The organism is Pradoshia sp. Z6_59 (assembly GCF_058267515.1).
Genome location: NZ_JBZCPP010000005.1, coordinates 64,683 through 79,694, shown reverse-complemented (window position 1 = coordinate 79,694; position 15,012 = coordinate 64,683). Strand labels below are relative to the sequence as shown.

9 protein-coding genes are annotated in these 15,012 nt (G+C 37.4%); 8 read left to right on the top strand and 1 reads right to left on the bottom strand.

What is annotated here, in order from left to right:
- Window positions 1-193: 193 nt before the first annotated feature.
- The 5 genes from AC4D4B_RS07095 to AC4D4B_RS07075 all read left to right on the top strand — a co-directional run bounded on the left by AC4D4B_RS07095 (window position 194) and on the right by AC4D4B_RS07075 (window position 5,704).
- Complete coding sequence (locus AC4D4B_RS07095) at window positions 194-1,018, top strand: undecaprenyl-diphosphate phosphatase (protein WP_490999528.1); 825 nt, start codon at window positions 194-196, stop codon at window positions 1,016-1,018.
- A gap of 192 nt (window positions 1,019-1,210) precedes the next feature.
- Window positions 1,211-1,903 carry a response regulator transcription factor gene (locus AC4D4B_RS07090; protein ID WP_066109590.1) on the top strand — a complete coding sequence of 231 codons (693 nt, stop codon included), beginning with the start codon at window positions 1,211-1,213 and terminating at the stop codon, window positions 1,901-1,903.
- The gene (locus AC4D4B_RS07085; protein WP_490999527.1) at window positions 1,900-2,907 is read left to right on the top strand and encodes a sensor histidine kinase; all 1,008 of its coding nucleotides are present in this window, start codon (window positions 1,900-1,902) and stop codon (window positions 2,905-2,907) included. Before AC4D4B_RS07090 ends, AC4D4B_RS07085 begins: the two co-directional genes overlap by 4 nt.
- A 102-nt stretch (window positions 2,908-3,009) precedes the next feature.
- The gene (locus tag AC4D4B_RS07080; protein WP_490999526.1) at window positions 3,010-3,771 is read left to right on the top strand and encodes an ABC transporter ATP-binding protein; all 762 of its coding nucleotides are present in this window, start codon (window positions 3,010-3,012) and stop codon (window positions 3,769-3,771) included.
- Window positions 3,761-5,704: an ABC transporter permease gene (locus tag AC4D4B_RS07075; RefSeq protein ID WP_490999525.1), complete on the top strand. Its 1,944-nt coding sequence runs from the start codon at window positions 3,761-3,763 to the stop codon at window positions 5,702-5,704. The genes AC4D4B_RS07080 and AC4D4B_RS07075 overlap by 11 nt, the downstream gene beginning before the upstream one ends.
- Before the next feature lie 1,050 nt (window positions 5,705-6,754).
- On the opposite strand, the gene AC4D4B_RS07070 is transcribed toward AC4D4B_RS07075, so the two are convergent.
- Complete coding sequence (locus AC4D4B_RS07070; protein WP_490995139.1) at window positions 6,755-7,768, bottom strand: CdaR family transcriptional regulator; 1,014 nt, start codon at window positions 7,766-7,768, stop codon at window positions 6,755-6,757.
- 202 nt (window positions 7,769-7,970) lie between these two features.
- Here AC4D4B_RS07070 and AC4D4B_RS07065 point away from each other — a divergent pair, with 202 nt between their 5' ends.
- The 3 genes from AC4D4B_RS07065 to AC4D4B_RS07055 all read left to right on the top strand — a co-directional run bounded on the left by AC4D4B_RS07065 (window position 7,971) and on the right by AC4D4B_RS07055 (window position 15,004).
- Window positions 7,971-9,266, top strand: coding sequence for a GntP family permease (locus tag AC4D4B_RS07065; RefSeq protein WP_490999524.1), 1,296 nt, complete (start codon window positions 7,971-7,973; stop codon window positions 9,264-9,266).
- A gap of 14 nt (window positions 9,267-9,280) precedes the next feature.
- On the top strand, window positions 9,281-10,420 hold the full coding sequence (locus tag AC4D4B_RS07060; RefSeq protein WP_490999523.1) for a glycerate kinase: 1,140 nt from the start codon (window positions 9,281-9,283) through the stop codon (window positions 10,418-10,420).
- A 1,068-nt stretch (window positions 10,421-11,488) separates the two neighbouring features.
- On the top strand, window positions 11,489-15,004 hold the full coding sequence (locus tag AC4D4B_RS07055) for a bifunctional 2',3'-cyclic-nucleotide 2'-phosphodiesterase/3'-nucleotidase (protein WP_490995142.1): 3,516 nt from the start codon (window positions 11,489-11,491) through the stop codon (window positions 15,002-15,004).
- Window positions 15,005-15,012: the final 8 nt, after the last annotated feature.

The window sequence follows — 15,012 nt, the reverse complement described above, 5'->3', positions numbered from 1 at the left end:
TTTCCTTTTATTCCCACTTTATACAATCATCATAAAAATTTTATTAAAATTCTATTTATGGACAAAATAATATTTATTGTAATTTAGACTACCTACAATTTTTGAATTTTCCAGTTTCGAACCGTTCTCTCCAAATGCTATTATTATTTTAGTATAATAAAAAAAGAAAAAGCTATACAATAGGAGTGTTAGAATGGATTCAATCAGCTTTATAGAAATAATACAATTTGTTTTTTTAGGATTACTGCAAGGTCTTACTGAACCAATCCCTGTATCTTCAAGTGGCCACTTGGTCATCTTTCAGCATTTTTTCGGACTTAACATCCCGGGATTAAGCTTTGAGTTGTTTGTAAACTTTGCTTCCCTGCTGGCCGTTATCTTTATTTATCGAGCAGATTTAATGAAGTTGATTAAAAATGGATTTTCCTATTTAACAGGCTCTGATAAGTCCACCGCCATGAAAAAGGATTTTTATTTTATTCTTTACTTAATTGTTGCTACAATTCCAGCTGCATTTATCGGTCTCTTCTTTGAGGATCAAATCGCATCAATTTTTAAGGGTGTGCGTGTCATTGGCTTTACACTGATTATCACTGGTATTGCTCTGTGGCTTATCCGTAATTTAGAGGGCAGGAAAGCTGAGGGAGAACTGACATTTAAGGATGCTATTATTGTGGGATTATCTCAGGCTGTTGCTTTAATACCTGGAATTAGTCGATCCGGTGCAACGATTGTATCCTCCATGGCTATGGGAATGAATCGTGAAACTGCGTTGAAATTCTCATTTTTTCTATATATCCCCATCAGCCTTGGCGGCATGGTCTTTTCAGTATCCGATATGGTGAACGATCCGGATTTAGGAAGACTGCTCGTTCCGTATGCATTGGCATTCATAGCTTCTCTCATCGCTTCCTATTTTTCACTGCGTTGGTTTATGGATATTATGAAAAAAGGGAAATTGGGGTACTTCTCTATTTACTGTTTTATAGTGGGAAGCCTCGTAATCATCTTCGGTTAACTTATTAAAAAGGAGAACAAGCATCTACGCTTGTTCTCCTTTTTGTATTTGCGAGTCGTTTTTATAGTACACTTATATTTATATAAACTATACATTTTGAGCTTTGCCGTGACAAAACATCTATTACCTGAAAATAGTTCGAGTTCCTTTCCCACTATTCGCATTCCTAATAAATAAAGAACGGTGATGGTTATGTTTAAAATTTTATTAATTGAAGATGACACCAGCCTTTTTAAAGAAATTAAAGAGAGGTTAACCCAATGGTCTTATGAAGTATATGGTGTTCAGGATTTCGGAGAGGTACTTAATGAATTTACGGACATTCAGCCTGACTTAGTCCTTATTGATATTCAATTGCCTAAATTTGACGGTTTCCATTGGTGCCGGCTGATACGGACGCACTCCAATGTACCCATTCTATTTTTATCATCCAGAGACCACCCCACTGATATGGTGATGTCTATGCAACTTGGTGCCGATGATTTTATACAGAAGCCTTTTAACTTTGATGTTTTGGTTGCAAAGATTCAAGCCATTTTACGAAGAGTTTATAATTATAATGCTGATCAAACACAGCTGAAAATCTGGTGCGGAGCGACCATTAATTACGAAAAGAATACGGTTGAAAATGAACTCGGATCAATAGAGCTTTCAAGAAATGAAATTTACATTTTAAAACAGTTGATCGATCATAAGAATAAAATTATCAGCAGAGATACTTTAATTCGCAGTTTATGGGATGATGAGCGGTTTGTCAGCGATAATACATTAACGGTCAATGTGAATCGGCTGCGAAAAAGACTGGATGAACTTGGACTTGGACATTTTATAGAAACAAAAGTAGGTCAAGGATACATGGCAAAGGAGACGGCAGATTCTTTATGATAAAAAGCTATTTAATTGAAAAAAGAAGCTGGATTATCTTATTCCTGTCTATTCATCTATTCATACTCTTTGTGGCTTATATTGACCAGTCTATCCCTTTTCATTCAATTGCTTATATCGTCTTTTTATCATTAATTTCATTTACTATTTTCATAATCATGCGCTATAAAACTGAAACGCGATTTTATAGAAGTTTAGATAAACGAGATACAGATTTAGACATCTCCACTCTGCCGGATGCAAGAAGCCCTATTGAACGAATTGTTCTTAATAGTATCCTGAATCAAACAGAGCAACTGAAACATGCAACTGCACATAGCCAAACCTTAATTGAGCAAGAAAAAGATGACTTACTTTCCTGGATTCACGAGGTTAAAACTCCACTAACAGCCATGAATTTAATTATTGATCGCCTAGAGGATGAACGAACAAAATCTGAGCTAACCTATGAATGGATGAGAATTCAACATCTGCTTGATTCTCAACTTTTCCAAAAGCGGCTTCAATTTATTGAAAACGACCTTTTAATAGAGAATATAGATTTACGTAAACTTGTCTATAAAGAAATAAGAGAATTGCAGAGTTGGTGTATCCAGAAAAGGATCGGCTTTGATCTTCATTTGGATATTACCGAAGTTACAAGTGATGCCAAGTGGTTAAGCTTTATTATTAGACAGTTATTAACGAATGCAGTTAAATATAGCCAGGACTCTGATATTATTCTTTCGAGCCACCCACTGCCAAATGAACATATCATTTTAACCATACAGGATTTTGGACGCGGCATTGATCCGAAAGATTTGCCACGTATCTTTGATAAAGGCTATACTTCTGCCGTGGAACATACCGATAATGCTGCGACAGGTATGGGCTTATATTTAGCTAAAAAAGCAGCAAAGCCTCTTTTGATTGATATTGGAGTAGATTCAAAATTAGACGAAGGCACCCGTTTTACTCTTACCTTTCCAAAGAAAAATGATTTTGTTGAGGTCATTAGCATGTGACAAGAATGTCACATGCTTTTCTATTTTGTTCGGAGAATAGAAGGATTTGAACAGAACGTCCTCTATATAATGAAGATATCAATTAAAGGGAGACGATTCCATATGAATATATTAGAGGCACATAAAATCCATAAATCATTTGGTAGCAAATTTAATCAGCAAGAGGTTCTGAAAGGTATTGATATTACTATAAAAACAGGAGAATTTGTTGGAATAATGGGCGCCTCCGGCTCAGGAAAAACGACTTTACTTAATGTATTATCTTCGATTGATAAAGTCAGCACAGGAACCATCAGGATTAATAATACAGAGATGACAGCAATGAAGGAAAAAAAGCTCGCAGAATTCCGCAAGCATCATCTTGGCTTCATCTTTCAGGAGTACAATTTATTAGATACCTTAACCGCTAAGGAAAATATTCTTTTACCATTATCTATTAGCGGCTTATCCAAAAAAGAGGCTATTAAGCGGTTTGATGAGGTAGCTAAGGACCTTAGCATCCTGGACCTGAAGGATAAATACCCAAATGAACTCTCAGGCGGCCAAAAGCAGCGGACATCTGCAGCAAGAGCGTTTATCCATGAACCAAGTATTATTTTTGCCGATGAACCTACAGGTGCTCTTGATTCTAAATCAGCATCCGATCTGTTAAATAAACTAAGTGAATTAAATCAAAAGAGGAATGCAACAATTGTTATGGTTACACATGACCCTGTAGCAGCCAGTTATTGCAATCGCGTTATTTTTATTAAGGATGGACAAATCTATACACAGCTAACTAAGGGCCAAGAAGATCGTGAATCCTTTTTCAAAGGCATTATCAAAACACAAGGAATCTTGGGTGGTGTTAAGGATGAGCGTTAAAACACTCATATGGAGAAACCTCAAGAAAAATATAAATAACTATTATCTCTATGTATTTGCCTTAGTTTTCAGCGTTGCCCTTTACTTTTCATTTGTTACTCTACAATTTGACCCCGCAATGGATGCTGCTAAAGGTTCAATAAAAGGAGGGGCTGCACTTCAAGTAGGATCTCTTTTGCTCATTAGCATCGTACTTGTATTCCTGCTCTTTGCCAATAGTATTTTTATTAAAAGACGGGGCAAAGAAATTGGTCTATTCCAGTTAATCGGTATGACGAAATCTAAAATATTCCGTATTTTAAATATGGAGAATGCGATTCTCTACTTCGGTTCATTGGTGGCAGGTATTTTTATTGGATTCTCCATTTCAAAGCTTATTATGCTTATACTAATTAAATTAACTGGTGTCGAGGATATAGCTGCTCTGCGTTTTTCAGGAGAAGCGCTAATCCAAACCATTATTGTGTTCAGTGTGATTTATCTACTAATCATGTTATCAAATTATCTCTTCATTAAAAGACAAACTATATTATCATTATTTAGAGTATCTTCTTCCACTGAAGTAAAAGTCAAAAAAATATCTAAATTTGAAATCACAATCGGTATACTTGGTCTTTTTTTAGTAGGATCTGGATACTATATTTCAACTAAACTTTTCGGTGAGGATTTATCTACTAGTGATGAGTTAATAGCAGCAATGTTATATATTCTTGGGGCTGTGATAGTTGGAACCTATTTGTTTTATAAAGGCTCTGTAACCTTTATTTTAAATAGTATTCGTAAAAAGAAAGATGGTTATTTAAATGTGTATGAGGTTCTCTCTCTCTCATCTATCATGTTTCGCTTGAGGTCGAATGCTATGTTATTAACAATCATCACAACTGTTTCAGCACTTGCAATTGCTTTACTCTCATTAAGCTATATTTCCTTCTATTCAGTCGAGAAAACAGCGAAGAATAGTGTTCCAGCTAACTTCTCCTTTATGAATGAAAAAGATGCTGATCATTTTACAGGTGTCCTTCGTGAAAATGGCATTGCTTTTAAGGAGAAGAAAATTGACGTTATTCAATCGAGAGTTAATATTGAGCAAATTATAGAAACCAGCCTTAATGTACTGGATCTTCGACTGAATTATATGCCAATGCCTGTTATCAGTGAAAAGGCAATTGACGATTTTGAGTTAACTGCCCATGAGGCTTATTTCACCGGTTATAGCGACATGCTTAAAAGTATGTTGGATTTTAAAGATACAGGTGACATCCAAATAATAGGTAACAACATAACGATTGACCAAAAATATAAAGGCCTAAATAGGGATTATGTGATTTCCTGGAACTTTACAATCGACGGTATACCTGCTGTAGTTGTGGATGAATCTACGTTTCAAAGATTAAAGGATGATATAGCCCCAGCTATCCAGGATGCTGACTTACTCTATATTGGGATTGATATCACAGATAATAAACAGCTTCCAGAAGCAAATAGTCTATTCAATCAATTAGCTACTCAGGATGATACACATGAATCCCGTATTAACATGAGCCAAGATAACAAAAAAAGAATGGGATTAACGATGTTTATTGTCGGATTTCTAGGTTTAACATTCCTTATTACATCTGGCTGCATTCTTTACTTTAAACAAATGGATGAAAGTGAGGAAGAAAAGTTAAACTTCTCTATCTTAAGAAAACTTGGATTTACCCAACAGGATCTTTTGAAGGGTGTTAAGCTAAAACAATTATTTAATTTTGGAATACCACTCATATTAGGTCTTTGTCATAGCTATTTTGCAGTTAAGTCAGGTTGGTTCCTATTCGGAATAGAAATTTGGGCACCGATGTTACTAGTAATGGTGTTGTATACAGTATTCTATTCTATATTTGGAGTATTATCTGTTTCATATTATAAGAAAATCATAAAAGAATCGTTATAAAATTATTTATGGAGCTCTTGCTTTAATAGCGGGAGCCTTCTTTTCATTTTGAAGAAAATAATTCGAGGGAAATTCTATAGATAGTGTGTTTTAGTGATGGGAATTTAAATTTATGGTGCATACTCTAAGCGCCTTTGTCTATTCATTTTAGATAAAGGCATTTAATGAAGTATACACCATTCCTAAAGTAGCAACTTTAGAGATAAATGTTATAACAATTACTTTCACATTAGATCCTCCCTTGTTTTTCAATATCAGTTAGTCAAATACCGCAATGGCTAATTACATTATACAAATAACATAATAGCCATTGTTACAAATTTAAATCCAAATACAACTCCTAATGCTTTCATTCATCCTTCCTCCTATCTTTTTAAAATTCTTGCAGTCTTATATTAAGTTTTGCATTGCTAAATAAAAGCAAATGCTTCTACGTACATTATTAATTACATTACATAAATAACATCAAAGCCATTGTTGCAGCTTTAAATCCAAATACAATTGCTAATGGTTTCATTCTTTCTCCTCCTATTTTTTAATTACAGATTGTCCTATTACATAAAAATTTGCATTGCTGTATAAACTAACAATAATGATCCCGCTTTAAGCGCAATTGTTGATACCACACTTTTCAATTTCACAATCTCCTTTTCAAAAATAAATGATCTTTCAAGTTGATTTCTCAACCTTACAGATACAGTATAGTCCAAAATGACTATAACAGTCCAGTGAAATTTTCAAAAAAAGTTTGTGAAATAGTTCACTTATATTTTGTTAAGCACACCGTTTAATCTATTGGTATACATAGTTGTATACAAGTATTCATAGAGAAATATGATTGTGAAAGCAATGAAAACACTTCCAAAATCATGTGATATTTTTCACAAACTGTATTACTCTATAAAAATATAGACTATAACAGTTTTGTTATCTGGATAAATTTTTTCTAGGATTTATTCACAAACTTTTGTCTGTCTGCATCCAATTAATTCAACCTTCGATCTCCAATAAAAAACCTAACCGAATGTTAGGTTTAAATGAATGGGGATTTTAATCCTTTAACATAATAAAAATCAACTCAAACAACTCAAATATTTGTTTAGGATCTTTACTTGTTATCTCCTTAATTTTATCCAAACGATATTGCAGCGTATTTCTATGAATATGTAACTCTTTTGACGTTAATGTCATATTGCCATTGTTGTTAATATAGATCTGCAAGGTCTCCAGCAATTCTGGCGAAGAGATAAGAGAACCTTTAATATAGGAGTAATTAATAAACGAATCTATATCTATCTCGCTGATTTTGGATAAAAAGCATACATCTATATAATGTATAATTCTCTTTTGAAGATTTAATTTTCCACTAATTTGCATAGCACTGATTGCTTGATGAAAGCTCTCAGAAATAGTGTCTACATGACTCCCAACACTGATCTTTATAGTCGGATTTTCACTAGTTAACAGCTCAGCCAAGGATTTGATTCCACTATTGTCCTGTAGCAGGATAATGGAATACTCATCTTCTTCAAAAACAGGATAATTGATTCTTTTAGGACTTGGCTTTGGTTTTGCAATCAGGACAGACGTTTTTCTTGTCAGATCAAGCTGGTAATTCAGAGCTTCCCTTTTTATTTCATCTGAGTATTGGTACTTCGTTTCTACTAATAACTTAAGAAACGCGGACTTCTTTTTACTAATCTCCTCCATACTCTTCAACGCAATTTCTTGTTCAATTAACAGAGAGACTGTGGTTTTGACTAGTTTGCAAAAAGGGATTACCTCACCCGGCTCGCCACTAATCCCAATAACACCTACCATCTTTTGATTAATGACAATCGGTTCATTTGTACCCTTTTTTTCATACTTATTATCCTCTGTTATTGTAATCATCCTGCCTAAACGTAAGGCTTCGACCGCTCCAGTATGGAAGGTTCCGATTCTTTCCTTACTCCCGCTGCCGATAATGATGCCCTTTTCGTTCATAATATTGATATTATACGGAATATCCGCCATCATTTTATCGACAATATGTTGTGCCTGTTTATTTGTTAACTGATACATGGTGAACAAAACCTTTCTTCATTTCTGTACCCTACTTATCTAATAATTCATAAATCGTCTCCTATATTTCCATTATAAACTAACAAACCTCTCCTCCCTTTCTTTGTGCATTTGCACAAAGAAAATCATCTATCCATCAATAGAATTGTAAACGCTACCAAACTATAATAAACGTATTCAACACTACTCAGGAGGTTACAGGATGGACGGGATTATGATTAGTTGGATTGGGGCTTTAGCTGGTCTGGCAATAGCCATTATCTTAATCTTAAAAAAGCTGAACCCGTTGTATGCTTTATTTTTAGGAGCCATACTCGGATGTTTAATAGGTGGAGCTAACCTTGAGGAAACCATCAATATACTTGTTGGCGGCACTCAAAGTGTTATGGGGACTGTTATTCGTGTTCTTGCCGCTGGAGTTTTAGCTGGCGTCATGATGGAGTCCGGGGCTGCAGAAACAATCGCTCAATCTATTGTTTCTAAATTAGGGGAAAAGAAGGCTCTTATTGCATTAGCTCTTGCGACCATGATTATTACAGCGGTTGGGGTATTTATCCCTGTAGCTGTCCTGATTGTAGCACCTATCGCTTTATCAATTGGTAATAAAATGGGCATTTCAAAAATTGCTCTATTATTAGCACTATCCGGAGGAGGAAAAGCGGGTAACATCATCTCGCCAAACCCGAATACAATTGCAGCAGCCCGAGGCTTTGATTTAGAACTTAGCGATGTAATGATTGCGGGTCTTATTCCAGCAATTTTCGGCTTAATTGCCACTGTCCTCATCGCCACTTTAATCAAAAATAAAGGCGAAAAAGTTTCAGATAATGAGGTTGTGGATCTTGATCATGGTTCAGCTAACTATCCTCCACTGAAAAAAGCAATCGTAGCTCCATTAGTAGCCATTATCTTATTAATGATTAATCCAATCGGTTCAATTTTAAATATAGAGGTCTTATCCAGCTTTAAAGTAGATGCTATGTACATTCTCCCCCTTGCAGGCATCATTGGAACAATAGCTATGGGGAAATCAAAAAATTTATTGAAATATACAGCATCAGGCTTGGATAGAATGACAGTAACTGTGTTAATTCTAATTGGCGCAGGTGCCATCGGAGGATTAATTTCACAATCCAATCTATCCGCACAGGTTGTTTCATTAATCGAGGCCACCGGTATCTCTGGTACATTCCTGGCGCCTATAGCAGGTATTTTAATGGCAGCAGCCACTGCTTCTACATCTACTGGCGTTATTATTGCCACAGGATCATTCAGCGAAGCTATTTTAGATATGGGAGTTGCACCACTTGCTGCTTCAGTTATGGTTCACTCAGGAGCAACAGTAATTGATTCATTACCGCACGGAAACTATTTTCATGTTACAGCGCAAAGTATGAACATGTCCATTAAGCAAAGGATGTCCGTAGTCGGCTACGAAGCAATTGTCGGTGCAACCATGACGATTGTAGCCACCATTTTATTCGGATTTATTTTATAACAGGAGGGGTTACAATGAGTAAAACGTTTGTACTTGCACCGGATTCTTTTAAGGAAAGTATGACAGCGAAAGAGGTATGCATCGCAATGGAAGCAGGGATTAAAAAGGTTTATCCAGATGCAGACTTTATCCATGTCCCGATGGCAGATGGCGGAGAAGGCACCGTCCAGTCACTCATTGATGCAACAGGCGGCACCCTCTATTCATTAGATGTTACGGGTCCACTTGGCAATCCCGTAACGGCTCGATATGGAATTATGGGTGATCAGGAAACCGCAGTTATTGAAATGGCAGAAGCCAGCGGTATTCACTATGTCACCCAAGAAACAAAAAATCCACTCATCACCACTACATATGGTACAGGTGAATTAATTCGCGCCTGTTTAGATAAAGGGATTAAGAAAATCATCATTGGAATTGGCGGCAGTGCTACTAATGACGGAGGAACAGGTATGGCCGAGGCGCTGGGTGTTCAATTTCTTGATAAAGAGGGAAACTCTATCCCTAGAGGTGGCGGCTACTTAAATCAATTGCATACAATTGATACATCTAAAATCGATTCACGTCTAGCTGATGTAACCATGATCGTTGCCTGTGATGTGACGAACCCTTTATGCGGCGAAACTGGAGCATCTCATGTTTTCGGGCCGCAAAAAGGCGCCACACCTGAAATGGTCAAACAGCTGGATCAGAATCTAGCGCATTATGCTGACATCGTAGAACAGCAGTTAGGACAAGCGGTTCGGAACACTCCAGGCGCTGGAGCTGCTGGTGGACTGGGTGCTGGCTTACTCCTGTTCACAAATGCCACTCTTCAAAAAGGAATCGACATTGTAATCGAATTCAGTGGGTTACGAGAAAAACTCAAGAACGCTGACTACGTGTTCACAGGTGAAGGCGGCATTGACTTTCAAACTCAATTTGGCAAAACACCTTATGGGGTCGCACAAGCTGCAAAAGAGCTGGACAAAAAAGTAATAGCAGTTGCCGGATACATCGGAGAAGGTATTGAAGAGCTTTACGACAAAGGAATCGATGCCATCTTCGGAATCATCCCAGAACTCGCTCCCCTAGACCAAACCCTAAAAAACGGCCCTAAAAACATAGAAAGAACCTGTGAAAATATATCCAGAGTGCTGAAACGGCTCGTTTAGAAGTGAGGAGCATAAGACAGGAGCACGGAGGGAGGCTCCCTACCCTCCCGCAGAGGTCATGCTTATGTCCTGAGCTTCTAGCCGTTGAAGCCAGACTACCAGAGTGCTGAAGGGCCTTGATCAGACGTGACAAGCATAAGAGGAGGTGCGGAGGGAGAGCGCTTTTCTCTCCCGTAGCAGCTACACTTATGACTCGAGCGTCTAGGCCCTGAAGCAGGACTATTTAGAGTGCTGAGGCGACTGTTCAGCTCCGACAAGCATAAGGAGAGGCATGTAGGGAGACGCTCTTCTCTCCCGTAGTGGCTATCCTTATGACCTCGAGGAGCTAGGAGCCGAAGCCAGACTACTTAGAGTGCTGAAACGGCTTGAATAAAGGAATAAAGACTAAAAACACCACAGTTTACAGACCTTCAAAAGACCTTTATAACTCTTATCTCGGAGGCTTCTGACACGCATTTGTATGCGATTAGGAACCTATGTAAGATCTGATAAGCTTTAGTCTAGATCTACTATTAGCAAACAATAAAAGAGGCTGAGTCATAAGTATTTCAGTTAATGATAAACCCGAACTATTAGGCGATATTTTATGGATATTCGCCGGCTAGTTTGGGTTTTATTTGTTTTCATCATGCTGCATACCATTATTCATATCTAGTGGAATGAAGCGGACTTTTTTCTCCAACTTCACTCTATAACAAGCAACATAGTCTAGTAGAATTACTTTAGATATCATCCGACTTCCAGCATTGTTTATAAGTTAGTGTCCCATCCTCTTTTAGTGATTATAATCCCCTTCTCCCTACTGATAGTCTCTACCTATTCTTTTTTATGATATCTCAAACTAATTCCTCATATATATATCCCTAGTAACTAATTACCACAGCATCCATAATACCTATGATTTGTTTTACACTGAGTAATGATAACTAGTTTTTTAACCTGAATAAATATAATTAATGGTAGTATTTAACTGTTATCCTAGATACCTATCCATATACTACTTTAAATTTGATATATTTGTAAGCGGAGCCTAAAACTCTCAAAAAATACAAAGGATAGGTGCCTCGTATGAAACTATGGAGTAGTATCAAAGGTCGAATCTTTTTAACAAGTACAATGGCAATCAGTTTGGCAGCAACCTCTTTTATGACAAGTGAAGCAGAAGCTACCAAGCACAAGCATCACAAGCCTAAGGGACAATCACAAGTAGAACTTCGTATTATGGAAACGACAGATATTCATACTAATCTTTTAAGCTATGATTATTATAAAGATAGCTCCGCCCCTAACATAGGATTAGCTAAAACAGCTACTCTCGTAAAAAAGGCACGTTCAGAAGTAAAAAATTCCGTATTAGTTGATAATGGCGATTTAATTCAAGGGACACCTCTTGGCACTTATAAAGCTAAAATCGATCCGTTAGAAAGAAGAGAAACACATCCAGCCATAAAGGCTATGAATATCATGGATTATGATATAGCGACTCTTGGAAACCACGAATTTAACTATGGGTTGAAATATCTGAACGAAGTATATAATGACGCTGATTTTCCCGTCATTAATGCAAACGTATACATTGATGATCAGGATAACAATCCACGGAATGATGTTCATAAATTCCAACCTTATAAAATCGTCAATAAAAAAGTTAAAGACCAATCTGGAAAAACCAAAATCATTAAGATCGGCTATATCGGATTTGTACCACCACAAATCAACGAATGGGACAAGGCTCATCTTGATGGCAAGGTCATTACAAAGGATGTTGTAGCAACTGCTAAAAAATACATTCCTGTCCTAGAGAAAAAAGGTGCGGATGTGATTGTTGCTATGGCTCACTCCGGTTTTAATGGGAATCTCGATAATACGGAGGATACCGTATATGCCTTAAGTAAAGTACCTGGTATTGATGCTCTCACTTTTTCACACACACATAAAGTATTCCCAGCTAAAACCGTTACTGAATTAGATGCTTTATTCAAAGATTCTGCAGGAAATCCTCTTCCTGGTGTTGATAATACTAAAGGAACCATTAATGGCGTGCCTGCTGTTCAGGCAGGGTATGGTGGCGCTGCACTTGGAATTATTGATTTGACATTAAAGCAAGTAAAAGGTGAATGGGAAGTATCTAAATCTCATTCCTCCACAAGGAGTGTTGACGAGTCCGTACAACCTGATAAATCGATCGTTCGTGCTGTTCAAAAGGATCACGAAGGTACGTTGAAATATATTGATACTCCTATCGGTACTACAACTGATGATATTTACAGCTACTTCGCACTGGTTCAGGACGATCCATCTGTTCAGGTCGTTACGAATGCACAAAAATGGTATGCAGAAAAGTACATTGAATTAAATAAACCGGAATTAAAGGATCTGCCTATTTTGTCTGTTGGTGCTCCATTTAAAGCAGGCCGAAACGGTGTTGATGAGTTTACTGATATTAAAAAAGGCGATTTAACCATTCGAAGCGCCGGTGATTTATATCTCTACGACAATACATTGAAGGCAGTTAAGATCAAAGGCTCCGTAGTAAAAGAATGGATTGAAATGTCGGCAGGTAAGTTCAATACGATAGACCCTGCCAAAGAAAGTGAACAAGAACTATTGAACCCTTCCTTTGCGGTTTATAATTTTGATGTCATCGATGGTGTCAATTATCAAATTGATGTGACGAAGGCTCCAAAATATGCAGCAAACGGTACTCTTATAAACCCAGAATCAAGCCGCGTAATTAATCTGGAGTACAACGGAAGTCCAATTGATCCAGATCAGGAATTTATCGTTGTGACAAACAACTATCGTGCCGGTGGCGGAGGTAACTTCCCTGGATTAAAAGGCAGTGAACTGGTCATTGATTCAGCAGATGAAAACCGCCAAGTTCTAATGGATTACATTTCTGAAGTAAAAGAAATTACACCAACTGCTGACCGCAACTGGTCTATTGCTCCAATATCCGGCGATGTGAATGTCACATTTACAACTTCACCAAAGGCAGAAGAGTATATTACAGATGAAACACCATTCACGTACACTGGAAAAACAGACTCCAAAGGCTTCGGCATCTTCACTATTGATCTAAATCGTGGAGTCAATGTTCAGTTACTGGGATTAAACGATTTACACGGACAGTTAGATACTGTCACTACAGTTGGAGATTTACCAACAGGACCTATTTCATATACAGCGGCAGCATTAAAGAAAGAAGAAGCTACAAATCCTAATACATTTCTAGTGCATGCCGGGGATATGATTGGAGGAAGCCCGTTAGTCTCCGCTTTATTTCAGGACGAGCCTACCGTTGAAATCTTAGAAGCAATCGGATTTGATGTCGGAACATTTGGCAACCACGAATTTGATGAGGGCATTGATGAACTAAAGCGTATGATGAATGGCGGCGACCATCCTAAAGGCAACGCTGACTATGACGGAATGAACTTTCCATTAGTTGCAGCCAATGCTTTTGACACTAGAGATGGGAATTTAATCACCCAGCCCTATACAGTTTTAGAAGCTGAGGGCGAAAAAATTGGTGTTATTGGTGTTGTAACTCAGGAAACGCCTACTATGATCGTAACAAAAGGAAATGAATCATTAAAAATCACAGATGAAGTAGCTGCCATCAACAAATATACAGATGAACTTAAGAAACAAGGAATTGAGGCTATTATCGTACTTGCCCATAATCCCGCAACTCAAACTGGCTATACTGATTCCTTCGATGCAAGCCGGATTGCAGAGCAGATTAATGATGAAGTCGATGTGATTTTTGCGGCTCATAACCACGTAAACGTGAACCGTGTTGTTGATGAAAAATTAATTGTTCAAGCTTACTCCTATGGAAATGCTTTCTCTGATGTAGATATCACCATTGATCCACTAACAGGCGATATCGTCAGCAAAACAGGGGAAATTAACACTGTTTACCAAAAGGATTATGCTCCAGATTCTGAAGTCTCATCTATATTAAAAAAATACTCTGATCGAGTAGAGCCTATTAAGGCGCAAATAATAGGCAAAAATACTGCTTCTCTTGAAAAAAGCTACCCAACTACAGCAAGAGAATTCAGTGATATTGCCCTCGGTAATTTAATTGCAGATGGTATGAAGGCAGCCATGGATTCAGATTTCGCCTTAATGAATGGTGGCGGTGTACGCTCTCCATTAGACGCAGGCGAGGTGACATTTGGAGATTTATTCGCCATCCAACCCTTTGGTAACGTATTAAACAAGGTAAAGCTTAGCGGAGCTGATTTAGAAGTTATTTTAAATGAACAAATCACCGCAAGAGGTTTAGATTACCACGTGTCCGGTTTTAAATATACGTACACATATGACGACCAAGCGAAAACTGGTAAAGTAGTCGATATCCTTTTACCGGATGGCAGTAAAGTCGATCTGAATAAAGAATACACAGTCGTGATCAATAACTACATGTATGGAAATATCAGTACGAGCTTTGGTAAGCTATCAACAGATATGGAAGTTGGACCAGCTGATATAGATGCAACTGTTGAGTTTGTAAAAACCTTGCCTTCCCCATTTGAGTATAAGGCAGAGGGTAGAATTCAAAAAATAGATTAACAAATGAT